Annotated in this window: 22 protein-coding genes; 3 read left to right on the plus strand and 19 right to left on the minus strand. The window is 70.4% G+C overall.

The features are described 5' to 3' along the window. Positions 1–158: 158 nt before the first annotated feature. The 7 genes from ACZ7L0_RS03805 to ngcE form a co-directional block, all read right to left on the minus strand. Positions 159–1,487: a sugar ABC transporter permease gene (locus ACZ7L0_RS03805; protein WP_471240770.1), complete on the minus strand. Its 1,329-nt coding sequence runs from the start codon at positions 1,485–1,487 to the stop codon at positions 159–161. After that, positions 1,484–2,275, minus strand: coding sequence for an ATP-binding cassette domain-containing protein (locus ACZ7L0_RS03810; RefSeq protein WP_471240771.1), 792 nt, complete (start codon positions 2,273–2,275; stop codon positions 1,484–1,486). The genes ACZ7L0_RS03805 and ACZ7L0_RS03810 overlap by 4 nt, the downstream gene beginning before the upstream one ends. A gap of 254 nt (positions 2,276–2,529) precedes the next feature. Continuing rightward, positions 2,530–3,633: a sugar ABC transporter substrate-binding protein gene (locus ACZ7L0_RS03815; RefSeq protein WP_471240772.1), complete on the minus strand. Its 1,104-nt coding sequence runs from the start codon at positions 3,631–3,633 to the stop codon at positions 2,530–2,532. A gap of 122 nt (positions 3,634–3,755) precedes the next feature. After that, on the minus strand, positions 3,756–4,955 hold the full coding sequence (locus tag ACZ7L0_RS03820; protein WP_471240773.1) for an ROK family transcriptional regulator: 1,200 nt from the start codon (positions 4,953–4,955) through the stop codon (positions 3,756–3,758). A gap of 555 nt (positions 4,956–5,510) precedes the next feature. Next, positions 5,511–6,434, minus strand: coding sequence for a carbohydrate ABC transporter permease (locus ACZ7L0_RS03825; protein WP_471240774.1), 924 nt, complete (start codon positions 6,432–6,434; stop codon positions 5,511–5,513). A gap of 4 nt (positions 6,435–6,438) precedes the next feature. Further along, a complete protein-coding gene (locus ACZ7L0_RS03830) occupies positions 6,439–7,365 on the minus strand; it encodes a carbohydrate ABC transporter permease (protein WP_471240775.1) in 927 nt (308 codons plus the stop codon). A gap of 29 nt (positions 7,366–7,394) precedes the next feature. Beyond that, entirely contained in the window at positions 7,395–8,843 is a 1,449-nt protein-coding gene (ngcE, locus tag ACZ7L0_RS03835; protein ID WP_471240776.1) for an N-acetylglucosamine/diacetylchitobiose ABC transporter substrate-binding protein, read from the minus strand. 367 nt (positions 8,844–9,210) lie between these two features. Here ngcE and ACZ7L0_RS03840 point away from each other — a divergent pair, with 367 nt between their 5' ends. Next, positions 9,211–13,014 (plus strand): GH92 family glycosyl hydrolase, encoded by a 3,804-nt coding sequence (locus ACZ7L0_RS03840; RefSeq protein WP_471240777.1) that lies wholly within the window; start codon positions 9,211–9,213, stop codon positions 13,012–13,014. A 12-nt stretch (positions 13,015–13,026) separates the two neighbouring features. Here the strand turns inward: ACZ7L0_RS03840 and ACZ7L0_RS03845 are convergent, their stop codons facing one another. The 4 genes from ACZ7L0_RS03845 to ACZ7L0_RS03860 all read right to left on the minus strand — a co-directional run bounded on the left by ACZ7L0_RS03845 (position 13,027) and on the right by ACZ7L0_RS03860 (position 20,869). Beyond that, positions 13,027–15,708, minus strand: a complete 2,682-nt coding sequence (locus tag ACZ7L0_RS03845) for a trypsin-like peptidase domain-containing protein (protein ID WP_471240778.1) — start codon at positions 15,706–15,708, stop codon at positions 13,027–13,029. A gap of 25 nt (positions 15,709–15,733) precedes the next feature. Next, positions 15,734–16,036, minus strand: a complete 303-nt coding sequence (locus ACZ7L0_RS03850; RefSeq protein ID WP_471240779.1) for a trypco2 family protein — start codon at positions 16,034–16,036, stop codon at positions 15,734–15,736. 164 nt (positions 16,037–16,200) lie between these two features. After that, positions 16,201–19,482, minus strand: coding sequence for a GH92 family glycosyl hydrolase (locus tag ACZ7L0_RS03855; protein WP_471240780.1), 3,282 nt, complete (start codon positions 19,480–19,482; stop codon positions 16,201–16,203). 298 nt (positions 19,483–19,780) lie between these two features. Further along, the gene (locus ACZ7L0_RS03860) at positions 19,781–20,869 is read right to left on the minus strand and encodes a lytic polysaccharide monooxygenase auxiliary activity family 9 protein (RefSeq protein WP_471240781.1); all 1,089 of its coding nucleotides are present in this window, start codon (positions 20,867–20,869) and stop codon (positions 19,781–19,783) included. 214 nt (positions 20,870–21,083) lie between these two features. Between ACZ7L0_RS03860 and ACZ7L0_RS03865 the strand changes: the two genes are divergently transcribed. Beyond that, on the plus strand, positions 21,084–21,563 hold the full coding sequence (locus ACZ7L0_RS03865; RefSeq protein ID WP_471240782.1) for a hypothetical protein: 480 nt from the start codon (positions 21,084–21,086) through the stop codon (positions 21,561–21,563). A 50-nt stretch (positions 21,564–21,613) separates the two neighbouring features. Here the strand turns inward: ACZ7L0_RS03865 and ACZ7L0_RS03870 are convergent, their stop codons facing one another. Further along, entirely contained in the window at positions 21,614–21,904 is a 291-nt protein-coding gene (locus ACZ7L0_RS03870; protein ID WP_471240783.1) for a hypothetical protein, read from the minus strand. 49 nt (positions 21,905–21,953) lie between these two features. After that, the gene (locus ACZ7L0_RS03875; protein WP_471240784.1) at positions 21,954–22,214 is read right to left on the minus strand and encodes a hypothetical protein; all 261 of its coding nucleotides are present in this window, start codon (positions 22,212–22,214) and stop codon (positions 21,954–21,956) included. 245 nt (positions 22,215–22,459) lie between these two features. Here ACZ7L0_RS03875 and ACZ7L0_RS03880 point away from each other — a divergent pair, with 245 nt between their 5' ends. Continuing rightward, positions 22,460–22,945, plus strand: a complete 486-nt coding sequence (locus ACZ7L0_RS03880) for a DUF5994 family protein (RefSeq protein WP_471240785.1) — start codon at positions 22,460–22,462, stop codon at positions 22,943–22,945. 25 nt (positions 22,946–22,970) lie between these two features. Here ACZ7L0_RS03880 and ACZ7L0_RS03885 read toward each other — a convergent pair whose 3' ends face one another. The 6 genes from ACZ7L0_RS03885 to ACZ7L0_RS03910 all read right to left on the minus strand — a co-directional run bounded on the left by ACZ7L0_RS03885 (position 22,971) and on the right by ACZ7L0_RS03910 (position 25,737). Then, positions 22,971–23,126, minus strand: a complete 156-nt coding sequence (locus ACZ7L0_RS03885; protein WP_471240786.1) for a DUF6131 family protein — start codon at positions 23,124–23,126, stop codon at positions 22,971–22,973. Positions 23,127–23,207: 81 nt separating this feature from the next. Then, positions 23,208–23,816 (minus strand): alkaline shock response membrane anchor protein AmaP, encoded by a 609-nt coding sequence (locus ACZ7L0_RS03890; protein ID WP_471240787.1) that lies wholly within the window; start codon positions 23,814–23,816, stop codon positions 23,208–23,210. A 27-nt stretch (positions 23,817–23,843) separates the two neighbouring features. Then, positions 23,844–24,548 carry a DUF6286 domain-containing protein gene (locus tag ACZ7L0_RS03895; protein ID WP_471240788.1) on the minus strand — a complete coding sequence of 235 codons (705 nt, stop codon included), beginning with the start codon at positions 24,546–24,548 and terminating at the stop codon, positions 23,844–23,846. Positions 24,549–24,600: 52 nt separating this feature from the next. Further along, positions 24,601–25,017, minus strand: a complete 417-nt coding sequence (locus ACZ7L0_RS03900; protein WP_471240789.1) for an Asp23/Gls24 family envelope stress response protein — start codon at positions 25,015–25,017, stop codon at positions 24,601–24,603. Then, on the minus strand, positions 25,014–25,181 hold the full coding sequence (locus ACZ7L0_RS03905) for a hypothetical protein (RefSeq protein WP_471240790.1): 168 nt from the start codon (positions 25,179–25,181) through the stop codon (positions 25,014–25,016). Before ACZ7L0_RS03905 ends, ACZ7L0_RS03900 begins: the two co-directional genes overlap by 4 nt. 73 nt (positions 25,182–25,254) lie before the next feature. Continuing rightward, positions 25,255–25,737 carry an Asp23/Gls24 family envelope stress response protein gene (locus ACZ7L0_RS03910; RefSeq protein WP_471240791.1) on the minus strand — a complete coding sequence of 161 codons (483 nt, stop codon included), beginning with the start codon at positions 25,735–25,737 and terminating at the stop codon, positions 25,255–25,257. Between the last annotated feature and the right edge of the window lie 124 nt (positions 25,738–25,861).

The raw sequence follows: 25,861 nt of genomic DNA on the forward strand, positions 1-25,861 counted from the left end.
GAGCTGTTGCCGGGCTCGTCGAGTCTAATGTTCCGCCGCGGCGGACGGCGTCCGGGCTGTGCGTGATGGGTCACGCGGACGGCGGTACCCGGCTGAGAGCTTCCCAAGACACAGCTGTGCCCGGCACCTTGACGGCACCGGGCACCCGCAGCAACCCGTTACGCGCGCCCCGCGGCCTTCTGGCTACGACGCGACACCGAGTCGATGACCACCGCGCCGAGCAGCACCGCGCCGGTGATCATGTACTGGATCGACGTGTTCATGTTCAGCAGGTCCAGACCCGTCTGGATCGACTGGATCACCAGCATGCCCAGCAGCGCCGACCACACCGAACCACGTCCACCGAAGAGGCTGGTGCCACCGATGACCGCGGCGGCGATCGCCAGCATCAGCGTGTTGCCGCCACCGGCGTTCAGCGTCGCGCTCGCGGTCTGACCGGCGAAGAACATACCGCCGATCGCCGCGAAGCCGCCGGAGATGGCGAACACGGTGATCCGCACCATCGGCACGCTGATACCGGCCCGGCGGGCCGCCTCGATGCCGCCGCCGACCGCGAAGACCTTGCGGCCGTACGTCGTACGGCGCAGGACGAAGTCCACGACGACCAGCGCCGCGAGGAAGATCACCAGGGCGTTGGAGACACCGGCGGCGTTGTTCAGCACGGCCGCGGCGGCGAAGGACACCACGGCGAGCAGGCCCACCCGGACCAGGATCTCGCTGGTGGGCCGGAAGGGCACCCCGGCCGCCCTGCGGCGGCGCTGCTCGTTGAACGAGCCCACGAGCGTCAGCACGACACCGAGACCCGCCAGCAGGTAGGCGCCGATGATGGCCTGGTCCATGAAGAAGGAGTTCTGGCCGAACAGGTGTACGGGGCCGGAGTCGGCCGGGATGTTGATCGTGCCGCTGTCGCCCAGCAGCCACAGCATCAGACCGTTCCAGCCGAGGAAGCCGGCCAGCGTCACCACGAAGGCGGGTACGCCGATCTTGGCGAAGAACCAGCCGTGCAGCGCGCCGATGCCGACACCGGTCAGGACGGTCAGTACCAGCGCCAGCCAGCCGTTCATGCCGTGGTTGACCACGAAGACGGCGAACACGGTGGACGCGAGGCCGCTGACCGAGCCGACCGAGAGGTCGATCTCGCCGAGCAGCAGCACGAACACCAGGCCGATGGCGAGCATGCCGGTGGCCGACATGAAGTAGCTGACGTTGGACAGGTTGTCCGCGCTCAGGAACCGGTCGTTCTGCAGCTGGAAGATCGTCCAGATGATGATCAGGCCGATGAAGACCGGCAGCGAACCGAGCTCGCCGCCCTTCACCTTGCGCTTGAACTCGGTCCAGTACCCCTTGAGGCCCTCTTCCCGGACCAGCAGGCGCGGGTCGACCACGGGTACGGGCGCGGCCGTGGGGTCGTCGGCCGGGGCGACGGTGTCCTTGGCCACGGCCACGGGCTCCGGGTCCTTCTTCACGGTGTTCGACGTCTCGCTCACTTGGCCGCCTCCGCGGTGCGACGCCCCGCACGACGGGTCACGGCGTTGTCCGTGGCACCGGTGATCGCGGCGATGATCTCTTCGTGGCTGGTGTCCTTCACGGGGAAGGAGCCGTTGTTCTTGCCCAGGCGCAGGACGGCGACGGTGTCCGCGACAGCCTTCACGTCCGCCATGTTGTGGCTGATGAGGATGACGCCGAGGTTGCGCTCGCGCAGCCGCTCGACCAGGTCGAGGACCTGCGCGGTCTGCTCGACGCCGAGCGCGGCGGTGGGCTCGTCGAGGATGACGACCTTGGGGTCGCCGATCAGGGCGCGGGCGATCGCCACGACCTGGCGCTGACCGCCGGAGAGGCTGGCGATCGGGATGCGCACGCTCGGGATGCGGATCGAGAGCGTGCTCAGCAGCTCTCGGGCCTGCTTCTCCATCGACACCTCGTCGATGACGCCCCGGTGCAGCAGCTCGCGCCCCAGAAAGAGGTTGCCGACCACGTCGAGGTTGTCGCACAGCGCGAGGTCCTGGTAGACCGTCGCGACGCCGAGACCCTGGGCGTCGTGCGGCTTGGTGATGCTGACCGGCTTGCCCTCCCACTCGATGACGCCCTCATCGATGGGGTGGACACCCGCGATCGTCTTGACCAGGGTGGACTTTCCTGCGCCGTTGTCGCCCACCAGGGCGACCACTTCACCGGCGTGGACCTCCAGCTCGACGTCGGTGAGGGCCTGGACCGCACCGAACCGCTTGGAGACTCCGCGCAACGCCAGCACGGGCGTAGCGGACACGTGAACCATCTCCTTCGCCGCCTGACCGGCGGGGATGCCGCGCTTGGGGGAACAGGCGCGGAGGGACGTGCGAATGCACGTGGTTAACAAGATGAACATGCGCGAAGCCGCTGCCCTTGGCAACGGTTCCGTCCGACGCCCGCCCGGCAGCGGGGTGTGAAAGCCGGGGCGGGCGTCGGAGGGGCTTCGCGGGGCCGCCGGTGGTCACTGCCGCTGAGAGCGGCCGGGTACCGGCGGATCGTTTCGCTCCTGCGAGCGGGTGACTACTCGAGACCGGCGGCCTTGCAGGCCTTCGCGAACTCGGCGGTGCAGATGTCCTGGACGGTGTAGAGCTTGTCCTTGATCACCGTGTCCTTGATGTTGGCCTTGGTGACCGACACCGGCGTCAGCAGCTGCGAGGGTACCTTGTCGCCGGAGCCGCTGGTCAGCGTCTCGGTGGCGAGGGACTTGATGTCCTTGCCCTCGAGCAGGTTGACCGCGAGCTGGGCGGCGGCCTCGGCCTCGGGCTTGAAGGCCTTGTAGACGGTGGAGGACTGGGTGCCGGCGACGATGCGCTGGATGCCCGCGAGCTCCGCGTCCTGACCGGTCAGCGGGATGCCGCTGATGCCGGCGCCCTTGAGGGTGGTGGCGATACCGCCGGCCATGCCGTCGTTGGCGGCGTAGACGCCCGCGATCTTCTTGGCGCCCAGCTGGGTGATGGCCGCCTTCATCTTCTGCGCGGCGACGGAGTCCTTCCACAGGCCGGACTGCTCGTAGGCGATGTCGACCTTGCCGTCGAGGGCCTGGTGGGCACCCTTCTTGAACTGGCCGGCGTTCGGGTCGGCGTCGTCACCGTTGATCATGACGACCTTCGACTTCTTTGTGGCCTTGGAGCCGAGCGAGTCGAGCAGCGCCTGGCCCTGGAGTTCGCCGACCTTGACGTTGTCGAAGGAGACGTACGCGGAGACCGGGCCCTGGGCGAGGCGGTCGTACGCGACGACCTTGATGCCCTTGTCGACGGCGGTCTGGATGGAGGACTTGATGGCGGCGGAGTCCTGGGCGCTGACCACGATCACCTTGACGCCCTTGGTGATCATGCTGCTGACCTGCTGCGCCTGCTTGGCCGCGTCGCCCGCCGCGTTCGCGTACTCGACCTTGCAGTCGGAGCAGAGCGCGCTGACCTTGTCCTGGAAGTACGGCTTGTCAAACTTCTCGTAGCGCGCGGTCACGCTGTCGGGAAGCAGCAGGCCGATGGTCTTGCTACCACCGGAGGAGCTGCTGCCGGAGTCGTCCTTCTTGTCGTCGCCGGCCTTGCCACAGGCGGCCATCGACAGAGCCATCGAGACCGCGGCGGTACCGATGACGACTCTACGCATCGTTGCGTTCATTTGGGGGTGCCTCCCTGACAGGGCCGCAACGCTGCGGCCGAGGTGGCTGGAAGTCAACTCGGCCACACGTTCGGCGTCAAGAAGTAAATACTTAACGAGATGGCAACGGCGTCATTCGTTCTCTAAGTGAAGGCGGGCGTGGCGACGGCCATGGTGCCGTCCAAAAGGGTTGAATCGCCCATCTCGCTGAGGGCGAGGGCGAGCGCCCCGAGCACCTCCGCACGGCCCCCGAGGGCCCCAGGGAGCACGGACAGCTGGCGTGCGGCGCTGGGGATCGCGTATCGCCCGACGGACTCCCTGATGGGCCCCAGGACGAGCTCTCCGGCCTCGGCGAGATCGCCGCCGAGGACCACCCGGCTGGGGTTCAGCAGATTGCAGAGATTGGCCACTCCGCTGCCGATGTGGCGGCCGACGTCGGCGATGACGCGGCGGCAGCCCGGGTCGCCGTCCCGCGCCAGCCGTACGACGCCCTCCATGGTCAGATCGGTGCCGTGGCTGGACTGCAGGAGCGGGAGCACGTAGCGCGCCGCCGTGAAGGTCTCCAGGCAGCCGCGGTTCCCGCAACGGCAGACCGGGCCGGCTTCGTCGAGCGTGATGTGCCCGATCTCACCGGCCGTGCCGCCGGGGCCGCGGTAGATCTTCCCGTTGATCACCAGGCCGGCGCCGACACCGCTGGCGACCTTGATGTAAGCGAGATCACGTACGCCCCGTCCGCTGCCCCAGACCAGTTCGCCCAGGGCGCCGAGGTTGGCGTCGTTGTCCACGTGCACGGGGACGCCGAGCCGGGCCCGGAGCTCCTCGGCCGGGCGGGCGCCGGTCCAGCCCGGCAGGATGGCGGTCGAGCCCAGCGTCCCGGACTCGACGTCGATCGGGCCGGGCACGCCGACGCCGACTCCGGCGATCTTGGAACGGTCGACGCCGGTCGCCTCGACCAGGCGGTTGACCAAGTGTTCCGCCCGGTCGAAGCCCTGCGTGGAGGAGGCGTCCACGTCCAGCGGCTCGGACTCCTCGGCCAGCACCTGGTGCGCGAGGTTCCCGATCGCGACGCGCAGGTGGGTGTGGCCGAAGTCGATGCCGATCACGATGCCGGCGTCACCGCTCAGGGAGACGCTGCGGGCCCGCCTTCCGCCCGCCGAGGTGGGCGTGACCTCGACCGTTCCGCCGTCCTTCAACTCCCGCACGATGTTGGAGACCGTGGCGGCGGACAGGCCGGTCGTCCGCGCGATCTCGGCCTGCGTGAGCGACCCGGCCAGCCGCACCGCCCGTACGACCCGTTCCAGGTTGGCTCGGTGCAGCGACGACTGCGACCCCGGAGTCTCCATCGACCCATCCACTCCCGCCATCAAGCGGGCGGCCCCTGCGCCGCCCGTGGCCCAGGTCACATCCGCGGAACTGGGCCACTTACAAGTTATGAACTCCAAGCTCTGCTGAACGGGTTACCGCAGTCAAGTCCTTGAGGGAAATCGCTCTCGCTTCTCCTGCCCCGCCCCCGACACCCGCCGGCCACGTGGAGGCCACCTCGGAGCAGGGTGAGGCTGCTCGGCGGCGGGGTCCCGACAGGCGATCCGCGGGCCCCGGGCGGGCCCCGGCGGCCGGACGGGAGCGTTCAGGTGCGGAATGCGGCGGGGGCCCGCCCCGGGTGAGCGGCCGCCACCGCGCGAATCGCGAGTGCGAAGAAACACGTGAGCGGGGTTTCGTCCACGCGGGTGAGGAACCCGTCGGCGGAGCTCGTCACCACCCGGTACGCGCGTCCCACCCGTGGCTGCACAGGCGCCGCTCGTCCCGCCCCGCCCAAAGAGGGACGGCGCTCCTCGCCGTACGGCACCGGCGCCGCCGGGTCACCCGGCGGCGGTTCCGCGAAGCCCCCCGTCTCCGCCCTACTTCAGCGCCCCCGCCGTAAGCCCCTGCACCACCTGCCGCTGGAAGACGATGTACGCGGCGAGCACCGGGAGCATGGCCATGACCAGGCCCGCGAAGAGGCCCGACCAGTCGCCCTTGTAGCCCTGGCTGGCGGCGAGCTGGACCAGGCCCTGGGTGAGGACGCGCTTGTCGGGGTCGGTGTTGAGGACCGTGGGGAGCATGTACTGGTTCCACTGGCCCAGGAAGTTGAAGATGCCGACGCTGATCAGGCCGGGCTTGGCCATGGGCAGCATGATCTGGAAGAACGTCCGGGAGTGGGAGGCGCCGTCGACGAAGGCCGCCTCCGCCACGGACGTGGGGAGCGTGCGGAAGAACGCCGTGAGGAAGAAGACCGTGAACGGCAGCGAGTACGCGATGTAGACCAGGATCAGGCCGTGGATGGTGTTCAGCAGGCCCATGTTGTTCACGACGTAGAACAGCGGGACCAGCGCCAGCATGATCGGGAAGCTCATGCCGCCGATGAACAGGTAGTAGATGAAGCGGTTGCCCGGGAAGTCGAAGCGGGCCAGGACATACGCCGCCATGGAGCCGAGCACCAGCGTGCCGATCAGCGAACCGCCCACCACCAGCACGGTGTTGAGGAAGTAGTCGCTCATGTTGGCGTCGGTCCAGGCCCGCGCCCAGTTGTCGAGGTGCAGCGTGTCCGGGAGCGACCAGGGCGAGCCGAAGATGGAGCTGTCGTCCTTGAAGGACGTCATCACCGCCCACACCAGCGGCATCACGACCATGATCGCCCAGATGACCAGGATGCCGTGCGAGAAGACGTTGAGGACGTTGCCGTCCTTCTTCGGCTCGGGCCGCGCCCCGGCCGGCGCGTCCACCTTCTCCACGGGCGCGCCGGACTCGGCCGGCACCGGGGCGGGGGTCTGGGTCGTCTTCATGGGATCAGAACTCCAGCCGCTCGCGACGGCCCAGCCGCATCACGACCGCGGCGAAGGCCAGCGTGACGACGAGCAGGGCGACGCCGATGGTGGTGGCGTAGGCGGCCTGACCGTCCCGGAACGCCTTCTGGTACACGTACAGGACCATCACGGTGGTCGAGTAGTCGGGGCCGCCCGGCCCGGTCGTCATGATCTGCACGACCGCGAAGGACTCGGCGCCCAGGGCGAGGATGCCCATGTAGACCCAGCCGGACTGCACGGTGTCCCACAGGAGCGGCAGGGTGATGCGGAAGAAGGTGGTGGCCCGCCCGGCGCCGTCCAGCAGCGCCGCCTCGTACAGGTCCGCCGGGATGGAGGCCATGCCCGCCGAGAACAGGACCACGAAGAAGCCGACCGTGGACCAGACGAGCACCGCCAGCACGCACCACAGGGCCAGGTCGGGGTCGCCCAGCCACAGCGGCTGGACGTGGTCGAGGCCGATCCCGCGCAGCACCGAGTTGATCGCGCCGCTGTCCGGGTTGTACGCGAAGGCGAAGAGGAGGGAGACGATCGCGATCGACAGCACCTGCGGGAAGAAATAGACGATCTTGTAGAAGGAAGAGCCCCGGACACCGGAGACCACCGGGCCGCCCTTCCTTCTCCGCCCACCCACATTGATCATGAAGGCGAGGAACAGCGCCAGACTGATCGTCACCAGCGGCAGCACGAGCGCGAACATCAAGCTGTGCTGCAAGGACTTCCAGAAGATGTCGTCGTCCAGCATCCTCCGGTAGTTGTCCAGGCCGACCATCTTGAATTCGGGGCTCAGGCCGGTCCAGTCCGTGAACGAGTAGTAGATGGACTGGATGAAGGGCCAGACCACGAAGAGCGCGTACAGTCCCAGGGGCAGCGCCAGGAACCCCACGATGAACCGGTACTTGCCGTGCTGCATCGCCACTCCGGTGCCGATATGAATACGGGCTACTGGTGCTTGTAGTGCTTGATCGTCGTGTCCTTGGCGGCCTTGTCGGCGAAGCCCTGGATCTTCTTGATGGCCTCCGCCGGGGTGGACCGGCCGGCCATCATCTCGCCGAGACCGGCCACGCCGATCTGCTCCTTCTGCAACTGCACGTACCAGTCCTGGATTCGCGGATTCACCACATTGTCGCCCGCCTTCTCCAGCGCGGCGACACCCGATTTCAGACCGGGCGTGAGGGTGATCCCGCTGGTCCCGCCGTTGTACGCGGTCAGCGACTTCACCTTGGCCGTGAAGTTCTTCGAGGACGCCTCGCTGAGCATGATGCGCAGCTGCTCCATGCCGCCCTCGGGGTTCCCGGCCTTGGCCGGGACGACGAAGGGCTCGCCGCCGGAGGCCCAGATGGTGCCGAAGGGCAGCTTGTCGGAGGAGTCGATGCCGGTGGGCGCGGAGACGGCGAGGTCGAAGTCCTTGGGGATGACGTTCGCCGACTCGTTCTCCACCCAGGAGCCGTTCGGGATGAACAGCGCCTTGCCCTTGGCCCACGCGGTCTGCGACTGGATGTGGTCCAGGCCCGGGGTGCCCTGGAGGATGTAGCCCTTCTTGTAGAGCTCGTAGTAGGCCTCGAAACACGCCTTGACCGCGGGGTGCTTCCAGGCGTTCGGCTCCAGGTTGTCGATGGCGTCGAGGACCTCCCGGCCGCCGACCTTGGCGATCATCGGGTAGAGCGAGAAGGGGATGTAGTACGGGTACTTGCCCGCGTACGTCCAGCCCGCCATGCCCTTCTTCTTGGCCTTGGCGCACACCGCGAGCATCTCGTCCCAGGTCTCGGGGTACTTCTCGTCCAGCGAGTCCAGGGCCTTCTGCGAGTACCAGACGCCGTAGACGGTGTAGGCGTAGTACATGATCCAGACCGGCTTGCCGTCGAACTGGCCCATCTCCACGATGCCGGGACGCAGCGTGTCGCGGACCTTCTTGTTCGGGTCGTCGTACGACGGCGCGTCCAGCAGCGGGGTGAGGTCGGCGAGCTGGTTCTTGCCGACCAGGACGCCCATGTCCATCTGCTCGGCGCCGGAGTTGTCGATGAGGTCGGGCGGGTTGCCCTGGTTGAAGCGGGGCTGGAGGGTGGACTGGATCTTCTGGGTGGCGGAGAACTTGACCTTCGCCTTCGGGAAGTCCTTCTCGTAGATCTTCACGGCGTCCTGCGCGTATTCCTTGCCGAAACCGCCGTCGAACAGGACGAATTCCATCTGCGCGGTGTCATTGACGCCCAGTGGGTTCTTCGCGGTCTTCTTGCCCGTCTTGGCCTTGTCCTGGCCGTCGCCCCCGCTGCTGGCGCACGCGGACAGGAAACCCGCCGCGGGGACGCTCATCAGGCCGAGTGCGGCGGAACGCTTGATCAGATCCCGGCGGCCGACACCGTCGGTACCGTGGTTCGCTGCGGAAGATCCCATGCTCAAGTCCTCGCCTTCTCCAGGACTCAGGCGGTGAACCGGATCCTCCCCGGCACCGCGGTCGGGTATCGCTGGGTCGTGCAGGAAACGCCGAGTAGTGCAGGAAACGCCGACAGGTATAGTCCACTTCTTGCCAGCTGAGCAAGATCGAGTACAGAGTTGGCCATGGGTCTTATCCGAGTTGAGACCTCGCGGACATATGAGCCCCCTGTGGGTTCCGCGCCGGGAAAATCCCCGCCATTAGGCCTGAATGCCACGCCCAACACCCTTGACATCATGGGGCACTTGACTCCCTACTGGTTCCTGCGCCGCGTAGTTGACAACGTTGTCCAGCCCTGAGCCGGAAGACAGGGAGGGTGTCCGCATCATGCAGCGGAGAACTCGGCACAGATGGGGTCCGGGGGTCGTTCTCACGGCCGCCTTCGTCATGGCGGCCGGCTCGCAGGGGGCCGCGGTCGCCCTGCCCGCCGAGGCGCCGGCCGCCGACCGGGAGTTCGCCTCCTCGTTCGAACCGGACGATCCGGCGCCCGACTGGCTGAACACCGTCGACACCGGGCCGGACGGCGGCAAGCGCGCCTCCGGTGTCGACGGCGGGTACAGCACCGGCATCCCGGGCAATGTGACCGACCATGTCACCGACGTGCGGGCCGACGGCGAGAACGCGGGCGCCGGGGAGGTCAAGGAGAACCTCGTCGACGGCGAGCCCGGCACCAAGTGGCTGACCTTCGCGGCCACCGGCTGGGTCGAGTTCGACCTGGACAAACCGCTGAAAATAGTGACGTACGCCCTCACCTCCGCCAATGACTTCGCCGAACGCGACCCACGGGACTGGACGCTGAAGGGTTCCACCGACGGCAAGGACTGGAAAACCGTCGACACCCGCTCGGGCGAGTCCTTCTCCGAACGGTTCCAGACCAGGTCGTACGACCTCGCCGAACCGGCCGAGTACCGGCACTTCCGGCTGGAGATCACGGGCAACAACGGCGCCCGGGACATCGTGCAGCTCGCCGATGTGCAGTTCTCCACCGGCGGCGGGGGCGGCCCGGTCCCGCAGGACATGCTCTCGCTGGTCGACCGCGGTCCCAGCGGCTCGCCGACCGCGAAGGCCCGGGCCGGGTTCACCGGACAGCGCGCGCTGCGCTACGCCGGACGCCACACGGCGGGCGGGCGGGCGTACTCGTACAACAAGGTCTTCGACGTGAACGTGAGGGTCGGCCGCGACACCCGGCTCTCGTACCGCCTCTTCCCGTCCATGGCCGACGGCGACCGCGACTACGACGCCGCCAACGTCTCCGTCGACCTGGCCTTCACCGACGGCACCTACCTGAGCGGTCTGGGCGCGGTCGACGAGCACGGCTTCCCGCTGTCGCCGCGGGGGCAGGGCGCGGCCAAGGTGCTCTACGTCAACCAGTGGAACGACGTGGCCTCCCGGATCGGGTCGGTCGCGGCCGGGAAGACGGTCGACAGGATCCTGCTGGCATACGACTCCCCGGCCGGTCCGGCGAAGTTCCGCGGCTGGCTGGACGACGTGGCGATCAGGCCGGTGGCGCCCGAGAGGCCCAGGGCGCACCTGTCCGACTACGCGCTGACCACGCGCGGCACCAACTCCAGCGGCAGCTTCTCGCGCGGCAACGACTTCCCGGCGACCGCGCTGCCGCACGGCTTCAACTTCTGGACGCCGGTGACCAACGCGTCCTCGCTGAGCTGGCTGTACGAGTACGCGCGGGCCAACAACGAGGACAACCTGCCGACCGTCCAGGCGTTCAGCGCGAGCCATGAGCCCAGCCCCTGGATGGGTGACCGGCAGACCTTCCAGCTGATGCCGTCCACCGCCGCCGGCACCCCGGACACCGGGCGCGAGGCACGGGAGCTGGCCTTCCGGCACGAGAACGAGACCGCGCGGCCGTACTACTACGGGGTGCGGTTCGAGAACGGTCTCACGGCGGAGATGACGCCGACCGACCACGCGGCGATGCTGCGCTTCACCTATCCGGGCGAGGACGCCAGCGTGCTCTTCGACAACGTCACCGAGCAGGCGGGCCTCACCCTCGACAAGGAGACCGGGACCGTCACCGGCTACTCGGACGTGAAGTCGGGCCTGTCGACGGGCGCGACCCGGCTCTTCGTGTACGGGGTGTTCGACAAGCCGGTCACCGACGGCTCCGCCACCGGGGTCAAGGGCTATCTGCGCTTCGACGCGGGGGCCGACCGCACCGTCACCCTGCGCCTGGCGACCTCGCTGATCAGCGTCGACCAGGCGAAGGACAACCTGCGCCAGGAGATCCCGGACACCACCTCCTTCGGCACGGTGAAGGCGCGGGCCCAGCGGGCCTGGGACGGGCTGCTGGGCCGGGTCGAGGTCGAGGGCGCGACGCCCGACCAGCTGACCACCCTCTACTCGGGCCTGTACCGGCTGTACCTGTACCCGAACTCCGGCTTCGAGACGGTGGACGGCACCCACCGGTACGCCTCCCCCTTCTCCCCCATGCCCGGGCCGGACACCCCGACGCACACCGGCGCGAAGATCGTGGACGGCGAGGTGTACGTCAACAACGGCTTCTGGGACACCTACCGGACCACCTGGCCGGCGTACTCGCTCCTGACCCCCGGTCAGGCGGGCGAGATGGTGGACGGCTTCGTCCAGCAGTACAAGGACGGTGGCTGGACCTCGCGCTGGTCCTCCCCCGGGTACGCCGACCTGATGACCGGCACCTCCTCGGACGTGGCCTTCGCCGACGCGTACGTCAAGGGGGTCGGCTTCGACGCGAAGGCGGCGTACGACGCTGCCCTGAAGAACGCCACCGTCGTACCGCCGGCGTCGGGCGTGGGCCGCAAGGGCATGAGCACCTCACCCTTCCTCGGCTACACCAGCACCGACACCCACGAGGGCCTGTCGTGGGCGATGGAGGGCTACGTCAACGACTACGGCATCGCGAGAATGGGCGAGGCCCTCTACCGGAAGACCGGCGAGAAGCACTACAAGGAGGAGTCGGAGTACTTCCTCGACCGCGCCCGGGACTACGTCAGCCTCTTCGACACCGGGGCGGGCTTCTTCCAGGGCCGGGACGAGAAGGGCGACTGGCGGGTGGAGTCGTCGAAGTACGACCCGCGCGTGTGGGGCTACGACTACACCGAGACCAACGGCTGGGGCTACGCCTTCACCGCCCCGCAGGACAGCCGGGGCCTGGCCAACCTGTACGGCGGCCGGGACGCCCTCGCCGACAAGCTCGACCAGTACTTCGCCACCCCGGAGACGGCCTCCCCCGACTTCGTGGGCTCCTACGGCGGTGTCATCCACGAGATGACCGAGGCGCGGGACGTCAGGATGGGCATGTACGGCCACTCCAACCAGGTCGCGCACCACGTCATCTACATGTACGACGCGGCCGGCCGGCCCTGGAAGGCGCAGCAGCGGGTCCGCGAGGCGCTGTCCCGCCTCTACACGGGCAGCGGGATCGGGCAGGGCTACCACGGCGACGAGGACAACGGCGAGCAGTCGGCCTGGTACCTCTTCTCCGCGCTCGGCTTCTACCCGCTGGTCATGGGCAGCGGCGAGTACGCCATCGGCTCCCCGCTGTTCAAGAAGGCCACCGTCCACCTGGAGAACGGCCGGGACCTGGTGGTGCGGGCGCCCCGGAACAGTACGAGGAACGTCTACGTGCAGGGCCTGACGGTCAACGGCCGCCCCTGGACGTCGACCTCCCTGCCCCACTCCCTGCTCGCCAAGGGCGCGGTCCTGGACTTCCGCATGGGCTCAAGGCCCTCCGCGTGGGGTACGGGCGAGCACGCCGCCCCGGTCTCCATCACCCAGGACGACAAGGTCCCGACACCGCGCGCGGACGTGCTGAAGGGGGACGGCGCCCTGTTCGACGACACCTCGGCGACGGACGCGGCGTTCACTTCCGTGGACCTGCCGGTCGGCGCCGCCACCAGGGCCGTGCAGTACACGCTGACGTCGTCCGCCGATCACACCGCGGCGCCGGCCGGCTGGACCCTCCAGGGCTCCGTGGACGGCGAGACCTGGCAGACCCTGGACCACCGCTCGGGCGAACCCTTCCGCTGGGACCGCCAGACACGCGCGTTCACGATCGCTTCGCCGGGCGCGTACGCGAGGTACCGCCTGGTGCTGGACGGGGCGTCGACGCTGGCGGAGGTGGAGCTGCTGGCCTGACCCGCGTCCGGCTCAGCCGGTCGTCCGCTCAAGCGCCGCCTCCAGCTCCGCCACCCGGCGCGGGGCGTCGAGGGAGCGGACCAGTTCCAGCGCCTCGCCGTACGCCTCACGGGCGGCGGCGGGGCGCTCGGCGTGCAGGTGGATGTCGCCGAGGATGGTGAGCATGGTCGCCAGCCCCGCCCGGTCGCCCCGGTCGCGATGGAACCCGATCGCGGGCTCCAGGACCTCCTCCGCGTCGGCGTAGTGGCCCATCTGGTCGTACGCCAGGGCGAGATGCCACTGGCACCAGACGATCTCGGCGGCGTTCCCGCGGCGCCGGCTCTCCGCCAGGGCGTCCGTCAGCACGCGTGCCGCGTCCTGCGGGCGGTCCAGCTGCCGGTACGCGTCCCCCATGTGCGCGGCGAGCCAGATCTCGGCGCCCTGGTCGCCGCGTTGCCGGTAGAGGGCCCGGGCGTCGGCGTAGCGGCGCAGACCCTCCGCGGGGCGGTCCAGGTCGCACTGGAGGTCGCCGAAGTGGGTCAGGATCCAGCCCTCCTTGTCCTCGTCGCCCGCGCCGCGCGCGATCTCCAGTGCCCGCTCGTACAGTCCGGTGGTCTCCTCGCGGCGTCCCAGGATGCGGCGGGCCTCGGCGAGGTGGATGAGTGAGCCCAGCTCGGAGGGCTCGTCGCCCAGCCGGCGTGCCGCCCGCACCGCCATGGTCTTGACCGCCTCCATCTCCTCCCAGTGGCTGCGGTGGAAGAGCAGACCGTAGAGCGAGGTCGCAAGCGCCAGGAGCAGCTCCCACTCCTGGCTCTCGTACGCCTGGCGCACGGCCGCCTGGACGTTGAGGTGTTCCTCGGCGAACCAGCCGATCGCTTCCTCGGGCGGCAGCTCGTGCGCGCCCGGCCTGCTCATCCAGTGGTCCAGCCGGTCGGCGTACCACTGAAGGCAGCGCCGGGCGGCGGCCCGTCGCCCGGCCTCCGGTTCGGTGCTCTCGGCGTGCTCCCTCGCGTACAGGCGCAGCAGGTCGTGCAGCCGGTAGCGCCCGCCGGTGATGTCCACGACCTCGACGAGCTGCCGGTCGGCGAGTTCACCGAGCAGGCGTTCGGCCTCCTCCGGGCCGATGTCCGCGCATCTCGCGGACAGTTCGGGCACGAACTCGGCTCCGGGGAGCAGGCCGAGGTGCCGGAACAGCCGGCGGGTGTCCTCGCGCAGTGCCCGGTAGCTGATCTCGAAGCTGCTGCGTACCCCGATGTCCTCGCCGTCCAGTTGGCCCTCCAGCTGCGAGATGCGCTGCCGCTCGTCGGCCAGCAACCTGGCGTGCGCGCTCAGCGGCCTCCTCAGGGCCAGAAGATTCCCTCCGGTGATGCGGATGGCAAGAGGCAGGCCTGCCAGAAGGGCGACGATGTCGGCCGCCGCGCTCGGCTCGCGGGCGATGCGTTCGGCGCCGATGATCCGCTCGAAGAGCCGCAGCGCCTCCACGGCGGGCAGCGGCTCGACCGGCAGCCGCTCCGCTCCGGTGACCGAGGGCAGTGCGGAGCGGCTGGTGAGGAGCGCGGCGCTGCCCGGCGAGGCGGGCAGCAGCGGAATGATCCGGGCGACTTCGGCCACGTTGTCCAGCACGAGGAGGCTGGGGCCGGCTTCGAGCCGCTTCTGCAGTTCGGCACGCCGTGCGGGCGCGTCGGGCGGCAGCCTGTCGCCGGTGAGCCCGAACGCCTGCAGCACCTGGATCATGGCCGCGTCGGTGGACACGTCGAAGTGGCCGCCGCCGAGGTCCACCTGGATGCGGGCGTGGGGGAAGGTGGGTGCCATCCGGTGGGCGATCTGCGTGGCCAGCTGTGTCTTGCCGACGCCGGCCATGCCGTGCAGGACCAGCACCGGGGCGCTGTCCGCCAGGCGGTCGGTGAGCAGGGCGGTCGCCTTCGCGATCGTCCGCTCCCGGTCGGTGAAGTCCGCCACCGCACGGCCCAGACGCGTGTACTGGGTGGCCCGGCGTGCGATGCCGGTACCGGCGCGTGGCAGAGCGACCCAGTTGTCCAGGCCGAGCTCACGCCACCACGGCGCTCCCTCGCCCAGCGCGGTCAGTCCCGTCATCGGGGCCACGGTGAGGGTCGAGGCGCCCTCGGGCAGATGGTGCTCGGTGATGACTCCCACGGCCAGCGCGCCGAGTTCCGGGTCGTCGCTGAACACCACCGCCCCGGACATGCCGCGCCACTGCGAGGCGTGGCCCGCGCGCGGTCCCAGCGGCTCCGGCGTGGAGGTGGTCCGCAGTTCCAGCAGTCCGCGTCGCACATGGGAACCGGGTGGGATGACGCCCTGGATCTGCACGCTGTCCCGAAGGGGGACGTCGGCACGCTCCCTCGTGTGTTCGTTCCACCCCGGGTAGCCGATCGCCCAGCAGTTCTCCACCAGTCTGGTCTGCCGGCGGTCGACGCGGGCGAACCGGACGGCGGGCATGTCGTCCAGGTCCGGGTCGGCGGACACCCGCAGCAGGGCGATGTCCTGGTCCCTCTGCGCGGCCAGCACCTGCGCGGCCAGCTGGGATCCGTCCCCGCGGCGTACGTCGACCGGGTCGTCGGCGATGCCGTCCGTGAGGACGTTGTGGGCGGCGGTGAGCACCAGCCGGCCGCCCACTAGATAGCCGGAGCCGACGCTCCAGGCGCCACCGGCGCGTCTGCGCAGCACTTCGACCGCGCGGTCCACGGGGCTGATCACCGGTGCGGCTTCCCGGGTGGCCGGGTCAGGGCCTGGCGAGCGAGTCACGCGTCACCTGGACGGGCCGTCCCAGGCGGTCGGTCGGCGTCTCCAGGGTGACCGTGATCCGCTGGATCTCCTCCCTGCGGTAGGCGGCGTCGCCGCCCAGCTCCAGCACCCAGAACTTGGCGCGCCCCGTGCCGGCCGCCTCGCGCGTGATGCCGACGCTGAACTCCAGCTGCACCTGGCCCACCCCGAAGCGGAAGTCCGCGTCCGAGCCGGCGGCGACCGCCTCGGCGAGTTCCTGCCGCAACGCGGCGATGGTCTCGGCCAGTCCCAGGCTTCCCACAGTGATCCCCCGATCCCCCCGTGTCCGTCGGAGCCGCGCTCCGACGTGCGGGACGATTATTCCCGGCCGCACGGACGGCCACGCGGGAATCGGGGGAACGCCCCGGCGGGCGAACCGCCATGGCATTCTGGCGGGTTCGGGCCGGGGCCAGGGGGTGTCGTCCGTCAGCCGGTGGCGAGGGTGAAGACGTGCAGATCCGCGTCGTCCGGCAGCTTCACGCTGCGGATGGTCCGGCCCGCCGGGGCCTCGAACGGCTTGGTGGCGAAGACGTACGTGGCGACGAGATCCCGGTCCGCGCCGGCGACGTTGCGGTAGGCGGTCTTGGCGACGACCTCGTTGCCGTACTGGACGGTGCCGGAGCCGCCGCCGACGGTCCAGTCGGTGAAGGAGAGGTCGATGGTGTCGGTGGTGCCGTCGGTGTAGGTGACGGTGGCCCTGGTCTGCTGGTTGCCGTTGACGGCGCTGCCGATGAAGGACAACCCGGCGGCCGGGGTGGGCAGTTCGATCGTCTGGCCGGCGGAGGCGGCGTTGTCCGGGCGGCCGGGCGGTGAGTCGGGCCAGGTGAAGGTGAGGCCGTCGACGGTGCCCTGTTTGCCCGGGGTGAGGCCCGCGGCGGCGAGGGCCTGGCGGGAGTAGCTCCAGCCGCCGCCGTCGTAGTCGGCCTCGTCGTGGTCGCCGTTGTCGTCCGAGACGCCGGTGTTGCCGTAGGCGGCGAGGAGGGTGCCGGGGGCGGCCACGGTGAGGGCGATCGGTTGTGTGTACGAGGTGTCGCCGGAGGTCACCGTGATCTTCACGTCGTAGAAGCCCTGCCGGATGCCGTCGGCGGCGGTGAGGCTGATCTCCTGGGAGCCGTCGCTCACCGTGCCCTCGGCGGGCGTGGCCTCGATGCCGTCCGGGGTCTGGACGCGGAAGCGGACCTCGGGGCCGGTGCCGCCGTTCAGGGACAGCGCGCGGATACCGGCCTTCGTGCTGCCGCCCAGCGCGAGGGTGGCCGCGGTCGGGCCGACGCCGATCTGGTACGGCTGCTCGCCCGCCCGGAAGGACGGTGGCGCCTCGGTCGCGCCCCAGGCGCGGTCCGGGGTGCCGGAGAGGGTGTAGTCCAGCCGGCCGCCGTCCCGGACGAAGGAGGCGGGCAGCCAAGGCCGGTCACTGCTGCGGCCGTCGACCTTCAGCGACCGGATGTACGGGGCGTCCGCCGCCGCGCCCGGGGCCCGGACGGAGATGTCGTTGCCGTACGGGCGGTCGATCTCCACCCGCTCGAACAGCGGTGCCGCGAGGACGAGTTCGGCACGGGAGGGGACCTGGGGGTACATGCCGAGCGCCGAGAAGACGTACCAGGACGACATGGCGCCGAGGTCGTCGTTGCCGGGGATGCCTCCGGGCTCGGTGGACCACAGCTGCCGCATCGCCGCGCGGACGGTCTCCTGCGTCTTGTACGGGGCGCCCGCGTAGTCGTACAGGTAAGGGACGTTCATTGACGGCTCGTTGTCCAGCTCGGACTTGGTGCCGCCGCTGCCGGTGAAGGCCCAGCCGCCGTCGGCGTCGTGGAAGAAGTCGTCGAGCCTGGCCAGGGCCGCGTCGGTGCCGCCCATCGCCGCGAACAGGCCCGCCGGGTTGTGCTGGACCATCCAGGTGTACTGGGCCGCCGTGCCCTCCACGAAGCCGTTGCCGGTGTCCGGGGTGAAGCCGGTGACCCAGCTGCCGTCGGCCTTGCGGCCCGCGATGTAGCCGCCGGTGGGGTGGGCGGCGATGTTGAAGTCGTTCTGCCACCACTGGGCGCGGCGCGCGAAGACGGCCGCCGTGTCCTTCTCCCCCGCCGCCGTCGCCAGTTGGGAGAGCGAGAAGTCGGCGGTGGACATCTCCAGGGTCTCGGCGGCCCCGCCCCAGGCGTTGGAGACGCTGGGCATGTAGTGCAGCTGGAGGTACTTGTCCAGCGAGGGGCGTTGGCCGACCGACAGCACGGGCTTCCCGGCCGCCGACAGGTCCCGCTCCGTCGGGACCGTCGCCGCCCGCACCAGGGAGCGCAGCGCCCCGCGCAGGTCGAACCCGGTGCCGCCGAAGGCGCGGATGCCGGCCAGCGCGGTGGGCGAGGGGTCCCCGTTCATGACGTGCGTGCCGCTCGCACCGTGCAGCCAGCGGTCCCAGATGCCGCCGTTCTGCCGGGCCAGTTGGTACAGCGACTGGGCGATGTCCGAGCCGATGCGCGGGTCGAGGAGGGTGAGCAGCTGCACCTGGTCGCGGTAGACGTCCCAGCCGGAGAAGGTGCCGTACTGGGCCCGGTGGCCGTGGCCGACCTCGTGCACCTTGCCGTCGCCGCCCCGGTAGCGGCGGTCGGCGTCGCTGATGACGTTCGGGTGGAGGAGGGAGTGGTAGAGGGCGGTGTAGAAGGTGGTGCGGTCGGTGTCCGTGCCGCCGCCGGTCCGGATCGCGTCGAGCCGGTCGCGCCAGGCCGCGCGAGCGGCGTCCCGTACCGCCTCGAAGGAGCGGCGCGGCGGGTTCTCGGCCGCGAGGTTGGCCTCGGCGCCCGCCCGGCTGACGTACGAGATGCCGACCTTGGCGTTCACCGGGCCGGCGCCGGGGGCGAACTCGACGTATCCGCCCGCGCCCTTGCCCGCGACGGGCCGTCCACCGTGGGAGAAGCCGCCGGTGCCGCCGGAGGCGGTGGTCGAGCCGGGGTTCAGGGTGTCGTCCTGCCAGGTGCCGGTGGCCTTGAAGGCGCGGTCGAAGTGGGCGGTGAAGTAGAGCGTGTAGTAGGCGCGTTGCCCCTCGGTGTCGAGGTAGCCGCAGAAGTCGCCGGAGGTGACGGAGCCGGAGATCGTGCGGGTCTCCGGGTCGATCGTGACCGTCGAATCGGCCGACCCCACCTCGGAGTTGGCGGTGCGGACGAGTAACGAGGCGGGCTTGTCGGTCGGGAAGGTGAAGCGGGCCGAGCCGGTGCGGGCGGTCGCGGTGAGGTCGGCCGTGACGCCGGAGGCGAGGCTCACCTTGTAGTGACCGGGTTCGGCCCTCTCGTCGGCCCTCTCGTCGGCGTGAGTGAAGCCGGAGGCGTAGACGGCGTCCTTGGTGTCGCTCGCCGGGGAGGAGGTGACCTCACCGGCGTACGGGAAGAACGGGATGTCGCCGCTGCCGCCCGCGCAGCCCGTACCGGACATGTGGGTGAGGCTGAAGCCTCGGACACGGGTGGCGTCGTAGTGGTAGCCGCCGGGCGCGGCGGTGCGGGTGGCGTCGCCTCTGGTGTTCTCCGGGCTCCAGGAGAGCATGCCGAACGGCAGGACGGCGCCCGGGAAGACGTTGCCGCCGTTCTTGGTGCCGATCAGCGGATCGACGTACGCGGTGGGGTCCTCGACCAGGTCGGGCGGCGGTGGGGCGGTCGCCGCGAGGGCGGGGGTGGCGCCGCCGGTCGCGAGCAGCGCGGCCAGCAGCAGGGACATGGGACGGAAACGCATGACGCGGCCCTTCCTCCTCCGGACGGGTCGCGCACCACAGGTCGCACAAGCCGCAGGGACAGTAACGTGCGCCAGCGGTACCACGGAAGACCGCCTGCGCCCGCGCGGGCACGCGCCGGGATCACTCAGCCGGGCCACCCCAAGTGGGTTGACATCGTTGTCGGTTGGCGCGGTAGAGTCATGTACGGACCATAAGACAACGTTGTCGCACCACCGTGCCGCCACAAGCCACGCACTTCCGCGATCGCCGGGTGGGCCCCGCCCCCGTCGGGGCCCACCCGGAGCGGCCGGTCGTCGCTCAACCGACCTGGCAGGGAAGCGTCGTCGTACTGTCGCCGCCCGAGCCCTGGACGACGTATCCGAACGTCGTACTCTGCCCGGGACTCAGCGAACCGTTCCAGTCGACGTTGTGGACCATCACGTCCTGCCCGCTGTAGGTCGCGTTGCCGCTCCACAGACTCGCCACCGACTGCCCGCTCGGCAGCGTCCAGTCGACCATCCAGCCGAGCATCGGCACGTCACCGCTGTTGGTGACCGTCACCTCGGACTGGTAGCCGCCGGGCCAGCTGTTGGTGGTCCTCCGGGTGGCCGTGCAGGTGCCGGGCGGGGGCTCGGTGGGATTGCCCGGGTCGTGGATGCCCGTCACCTCGCCGTTGCCGCCGTCGAAGACGACGTCGGAGCAGGAGTAGAAGGTCTCCGCGCTGTCCGAGCGCTGCCACACCATGTAGATGATGTGCCGCCCCGACTTGCCCGCCGGGAGTTTGCCGGTCCAGGAGTAGTTGGCCTCGACCGTGCCCGGGGAGCCGTTGAGCGGCGGGTGCTCGACGCTGAGGAAGGGCTGGGCCTCCATCGCGTCCCAGGTCAGCGGCTTGGTCGGGTCGAAGCCGTCCTTGGTGACATAGACGTAGAACCAACCCGGGTGCGCCGCCCAGGCGTTGTACGAGAAGTCCACCGTCGCGCCGGAGGTGAGGTGGGTGACCGGCCAGTCGGCGCGGGCGAGGTTGAACCCGGTGAAGTTCGGGTTGCCGCCACTGCACAGCTCACCGTCCGGCACGAAGCCGCGGGTGCGGCCGGCGCCATCCGAGCGGAGCACGGAGAACCAGTTGTAGAACGGCGTGGTGCCGCTGATCTGCTGGGCCCCCTTGCAGGCGGGGTTGACCGGTTTGATCTCACCGGTGTCGGTCAGCGCGTCCTGCCAGCACAGGAAGGTACGGCTGCCCGGCTTCATGGGGGTGCCGTGGGCCTGCGCGGGGGTGCCCGCGGTGAGGATGAGGCCCAGGGCGGGGACGGTGGTGAGGAATGCGAGCAGGACCAGGAAGAAGGCGTTGCGGGGGCTGGGGTGCGGTAAGCGCGGGTGTTTCGCGCGAAGCAAGATTGTCGTAGGCATGACACATCTACCTCTGGGTTGACGGTCGTGCGGGACTTGCGCGGGTGAGGGGTGGGGTGAGGCGGGAGCGAACCCGGCGGCGGGTTCCGGTCCACCGATGGGAGCGCTCCCACCTCACTTACCCCGGAAGCTAGCTCGCGGGGGACGAGATGTAAACGGGGGTGAAGGGTGGAGTCTGCGTCGGGCCGGGTGCCGGGTCGCTAGTTTGAGCCTCATGGCAAGTCAGATCATCACCGTGGTCGGTGTCCTGCTGGGCGCCGTCACCTCGTTCTTCGCCACGCACCTGGCGGAGCGCGCCAAGTTCCGGCAGACCCTGGCCATCCGGTGGGACGAGCGCAAGCTCGACACCTACGTCGAGTACATCTCCTGCGTGAAGGAAGCGGTGCGAAGTGCCCGGGAGGCGCTCGAAGCGCGGGAACGCGGCGAGGACGGCGCCGGGGCGCTGGCGGCGATGGAGGCCGCGGAGGCCCGGCGCTCCCTCCTGTTCGAAGGGCTCGTCCTGCTGGGAGACGACGCGGTCTCCGAGGCGGCGGCGCGCGTCAACGAGCGGCTGTGGGCGCTGCTGCAAAGCGCACGGAATCCGCAGGCCGGTACCGCTGAGGGGCGGCAGGAGCTGGGTCCTTCGGTCATCGAGGCGCTGAACGGGCTGCACCGGGCGGCCCGTTCGGATCTGGCGATGGGAAAGCCGCGGTGATCCCGGCGCCGGTGGGGGCGGTTGCCAGGGCGGGTTCCGCCGGACAGGTCCTAGCCACCCCGGCCGGGCGCATGCCACTGTTCCTCTTCCTCGCCCTCCATGAGCCGGATGCCCTCGTGGGTCAGTGAGACGGTGGCCGGGGTCTTGTGTGATGTCCACTCGACGGTGATCAGGCCTTCGCCGGTCAGGTAGACACAGGCCGCGGAGAGGTCCGGGTCGGGCAGGCCGAGCTCGTCGCGGAGTGTCGCGCCGCTGACCTCGCAACGATTGCGTTCGACGCCCCCGTACAGAAATCTCAGGACCGCTTGCCGGTAGGTCTTGCGTTCACGGAGTGTCGCCATGGCTTTCGTTCTCCGGGTCGTGGGCGACGGTGAGGGAGTCCGGGTCCGGTCACACCTCGTCGGCGTGCGCGTGGTCCTCGGGGGCCGATTCGCTGGTCGCCAGCCAGGACTGGGCGGGCCCGGCGGCACGCGCGGTGTCGATGGTGAGATGGAGCCGGGTCGCTCCCTCCTGGCCGGCGGGGTAACTGCGCTGCTCCGTCGAGGCGAAGCAGCGGCGGAGCACTTCGGCGACGCGACGGGCGACCTCCGGCGTCGCCGCGACGATGCGGACCTCGGCGTGGCCCGTGGAGGGCAAGGGCTCATCATCCATGCGTACCTCCTGAGCGTGACGGCGACGGGACCGCAGGGGGTCGCCGCATACGCGCACGAGTGCAGGCGCGCGTCTCCGCGAACGGCCTCCTTAGTGAAGCGTATGCCCGCCCCCGCGGTCCGCGCCCCGGCCCGACGTCACGGTTCACGATCACGGAGGGCGGGGACCAAGGCGCGCGGAGTAACGTGAGACCTGCGGACATCGTGTTCGCGTACCCACCGACCTCGAAGACGGGCGGTGCCCCCATGGCCGACTCCGACACCTCCCCCGGTCCCGGCCGGCTGCCGAGCGGCGTTCACCGTGCCGTGCGGCCGGGGTGCGCCCTGCTCAGACTGGAGACGACACAGTCGCGCGAAGGCGTCCTCGACGGCGCGTGGTGGCCGCGGTCGCGCGACGTCGGGGCCGAGCTGCCCGGCCTGCTGAGGGCGCTCACCGAGCACCTCGGCCCCGTCACGCGCGTCGGACTGGACGCGGCGTCCTGGGACGCGCTTCCGACCCGGATCGTCGTGGACGAGCGCGTGGTGCACATCGACTCCTTCCCGACCGGTGACGACACCGTTCTGGTCACGCGAGGGGACGGGGACCTGTTCTCGCTGCTGGTGGTGCCGCCGCACGCGACACCCGAGGCCGCGCGCGCCGCGATGGCCCAGGCCGTCCGCGCCGACAACATCACCGGGGCGCGGCAGCTTCTCGTCACCACCGGCGCCGAACGGGATCATCCGTCCGGCTGACGCACCCGTTGGTCAGGACGTGCGCTCACCAGTAGTGGCGTCGTCCGGCGACGGCGTGTCCCATCGCGCCGAGGATCCACAGGATCGCTCCGATCACCGCCAGGATGATCCCGATGGTCCACAGGATCGATATGCCGGTGACGAAGCCGATGACGAGCAGGATGATGCCCAGGATGATCATGATGTCTCCCGTCGTGGTGGGTGGTTCTGTCTCACTGTGAGTCGTGAGGGCTCCGGTGGTCCGGCGAGCGGTGCCTCGGCTCTACTGCGCGCGGTGGGCTTTGTGGCGCGCGACGCGCAGGCGGGCCTCGGTGGGCAGGTCGGGGGAGCCGGTGGACTGGTGGGCGGTGTGCAGCGGGCCCTCGCAGAGGGCCTTGAGGGCGGCTCCGGGTGACCCTTGAGGGGTGAGGGTGAGGTCGATGCGGGTGAGGGGGTGGGCAGGCCGGCCCGTGATGCGGGCGTCCGCCTGCTGGACGCCCGGCAGGGCACTGGTTTCGGTGGCGATCGCGTCGCTGAGCGCGCTGTCGCGCAGTTCGACTCCTTCCTGCGGGGAGGTGCCGCCGACGGGCATCGTGCCGGGGTGACGCCGGCGCAGTTGGGCGAGCAGCCACCACAGGGCGAGCAGGGTGATGAGGGCGAGGGCCGCGATCACCGCGGGCCACCACCACCAGCCCTGGTCGCTCCAGCGGACCCGGTCGGCGGAGCTGAGCAGGATGTCGGCGGGACGGGTCAGGGGCCAGCCCGCCGGGGGTGCCAGGTCTCGCCTCCGGTAGAGGTCGAGCCCGGCGAAGACGATCAGCAGGCCACCGCCGACCAGTACCAGTCCGGTGAGGGCCAGCAGTATGCGGTTGAGTACGGGTCGCGGCGTCATGGTGCGGGCTCCGGTGCTGGGTGGCGGTCACGCGGTGCGTTGCCGCACACGCACGACGATTCGGGGCGGACGGGACAGGGCGAGCTGGTCGCGCTCGTCGTTGAGGACGGCGGTGAGGTCGTCCTTCACCTGCTGGGGGTCGCGGAAGCGCACGTCCGCGCGGGCTTTGATGCGGTGGCGGCGTACCCGGACACGGGCCGCGCTGACGCCTGGCACCCGCAGGGCGGCGTCGCGCAGCAGATCGGCGGCGCCGTCGCGGTCCAGTGCGGCCCGCAGCCGGGGCGGGGGGCAGCCGGCCGGCGAGCGCAGGGGCAGTTGGTGACGCAGGCCGGGGCTGAGTGCCAGGACGATCAGCCAGACGCCGACGGCGGCGGCCACGGCGGCTCCCGTGAGCATCCACACGTCGTCCACCGGGCGGGTGGCCAGTTCGCCGGCCAGATGCCTTCGCCAGGCCGCCGCCGGGCGTCCGGCCCGTACGGCGACGACGTCGACCAGTGCCGCGCCCGCCACCACGACGATCACCGCGGCGACCAGCGCGGCCGGAACGCGGCGCTCCGACCAGGGGCGGTGGGCCGCGTGCCGTCCGTCCTGTTCGACCGCTCCCGGGTCCGGCGGGGGCGCGTCGCGTACGGGCGGAAGGGGCTCTGTCGGTTCTTCCTTCGTCAGCGGCACCGTGTCCCGGTCGGCCGAGGGTGTGGGGCCGCGGGCGGGAGGGCCCGGGTCGGATGTCATCCGGTCCTCCTTCATGTGCGCCGTGCCGGTCGGCCCGGGGCTGCGTGGCGGCTCACCGGACCCGCCCCCGGCTCGTGTCGGCGGCGGTCACCAGTCGGCGTATGGTCAGGGTCACCTCTCCCACGCGCAGGCCGGTCAGCTGCGTCACCCGTTCGGCGACGTCGTGCTGTATCCGCTCGCAGACGTGGGGGATGTCGGTGGGGTAGGGCAGGTCCAGGGCGAGGTGCAGGCGCACCGATCCGGTGCGGGTGGCCGCGGAGGCGCTCGGCGCCGCCGATCCGCCCCGGTCGACCGGCAGTGCGGCACGCCGGGACTGGGCCGCGCGTGCGGCGTGCGCGGCGATACGGGCGACCACCCTGTCGGGGATGACGGTGGCGCCCCGTTCGGCCGGGGGTGGCAGGCCGACGCCGTGTGCCGGTGGGCCGGACCCGGCGCCGGGGGGTTCGCCCGGGCCGGGGCGGGCGCTCATCGCTGCCTCCGTGAGCGGAGGTCGATGTCACCTTGCAGGACGAGGCCGAGGACCAGGCCCACCGCGCCCAGGACCAGAACCAACAGGAACGCCCAGAAGCCGCCGAAGTAACCGGCGAAGCCCAGGGCCATGCCGGCCACGAGGCCCGTCGTCGCTGTGTTCATCGTTCACTCACCCGTCTCGCGCGAACGGTCGCCGTCCGGTGATCGCCCGCCCGTGTCAGGAAGCGGCGGCGGATCACCGCACGCGGCCCTCGTCCGGTTCGGTCTCTTCCTCCTCGTCGGGGAGGTGCACGTCGTCGACGGCGATGTTCACCTCGACGACCTCCAGTCCCGTCATCCGCTCCACGGCACTGATCACGTTGGTGCGCGCCTCGCCGGCGACGTCGACGATGGAGACGCCGTACTCGACGACGACGTCCAGGTCCACGGCGGCCTGGCGCTCCCCCACCTCGACCTTCACCCCGCGCGTGATGCCGGTGCCTCCGCCGGGGACGCGTTCCCGCATGGCGCCGAGGGCGCGCGCCATCCCCGCGCCGAGGTTGTGGATGCCCGGTACCTCGCGGGCGGCCATGCCCGCGATCTTGGCCACCACTCCGTCGGCGATGGTGGTCTTCCCCCGTGTCTCCGCCGGAGCCCCTGCCCCGGTGCGGCCCTTCAGCGCGCTCGCGCCCGCATCGGGCCGGCTGCCCCCGCCGACACTGGTGATGTTGTCCGTCATGGCGGTCGCCTCGATCGGTCGGTTGGTCGGTCGGGCGGACACCGGCGTGATGCCCGTCGCAAGGTTGGACACCCGGGGCGGCCGACTCCTCACGGCCATCGAATGTGATGTGCATCACATACTC

This window comes from Streptomyces sp. NPDC039424 (assembly GCF_055639495.1).

Bases quoted from the DNA above. Each gene is read 5' to 3' on its own strand.
- ACZ7L0_RS03900 (WP_471240789.1), bottom strand. From the start codon at position 25,017: ATGAGCGCCCGCCCCGGCCCGGGCGAACCCCCCGGCGCCGGGTCCGGC.
- ACZ7L0_RS03820 (WP_471240773.1), bottom strand. From the start codon at position 4,955: ATGGAGACTCCGGGGTCGCAGTCGTCGCTGCACCGAGCCAACCTGGAA.
- ACZ7L0_RS03825 (WP_471240774.1), bottom strand. From the start codon at position 6,434: ATGAAGACGACCCAGACCCCCGCCCCGGTGCCGGCCGAGTCCGGCGCG.
- ACZ7L0_RS03865 (WP_471240782.1), top strand. From the start codon at position 21,084: ATGGCAAGTCAGATCATCACCGTGGTCGGTGTCCTGCTGGGCGCCGTC.
- ACZ7L0_RS03895 (WP_471240788.1), bottom strand. From the start codon at position 24,548: ATGACATCCGACCCGGGCCCTCCCGCCCGCGGCCCCACACCCTCGGCC.
- ACZ7L0_RS03890 (WP_471240787.1), bottom strand. From the start codon at position 23,816: ATGACGCCGCGACCCGTACTCAACCGCATACTGCTGGCCCTCACCGGA.
- ACZ7L0_RS03880 (WP_471240785.1), top strand. From the start codon at position 22,460: ATGGCCGACTCCGACACCTCCCCCGGTCCCGGCCGGCTGCCGAGCGGC.
- ngcE (WP_471240776.1), bottom strand. From the start codon at position 8,843: ATGGGATCTTCCGCAGCGAACCACGGTACCGACGGTGTCGGCCGCCGG.
- ACZ7L0_RS03810 (WP_471240771.1), bottom strand. From the start codon at position 2,275: ATGGTTCACGTGTCCGCTACGCCCGTGCTGGCGTTGCGCGGAGTCTCC.
- ACZ7L0_RS03815 (WP_471240772.1), bottom strand. From the start codon at position 3,633: ATGAACGCAACGATGCGTAGAGTCGTCATCGGTACCGCCGCGGTCTCG.
- ACZ7L0_RS03885 (WP_471240786.1), bottom strand. From the start codon at position 23,126: ATGATCATCCTGGGCATCATCCTGCTCGTCATCGGCTTCGTCACCGGC.
- ACZ7L0_RS03855 (WP_471240780.1), bottom strand. From the start codon at position 19,482: ATGCGTTTCCGTCCCATGTCCCTGCTGCTGGCCGCGCTGCTCGCGACC.
- ACZ7L0_RS03830 (WP_471240775.1), bottom strand. From the start codon at position 7,365: ATGCAGCACGGCAAGTACCGGTTCATCGTGGGGTTCCTGGCGCTGCCC.
- ACZ7L0_RS03860 (WP_471240781.1), bottom strand. From the start codon at position 20,869: ATGCCTACGACAATCTTGCTTCGCGCGAAACACCCGCGCTTACCGCAC.
- ACZ7L0_RS03910 (WP_471240791.1), bottom strand. From the start codon at position 25,737: ATGACGGACAACATCACCAGTGTCGGCGGGGGCAGCCGGCCCGATGCG.
- ACZ7L0_RS03905 (WP_471240790.1), bottom strand. From the start codon at position 25,181: ATGAACACAGCGACGACGGGCCTCGTGGCCGGCATGGCCCTGGGCTTC.
- ACZ7L0_RS03870 (WP_471240783.1), bottom strand. From the start codon at position 21,904: ATGGCGACACTCCGTGAACGCAAGACCTACCGGCAAGCGGTCCTGAGA.
- ACZ7L0_RS03875 (WP_471240784.1), bottom strand. From the start codon at position 22,214: ATGGATGATGAGCCCTTGCCCTCCACGGGCCACGCCGAGGTCCGCATC.
- ACZ7L0_RS03840 (WP_471240777.1), top strand. From the start codon at position 9,211: ATGCAGCGGAGAACTCGGCACAGATGGGGTCCGGGGGTCGTTCTCACG.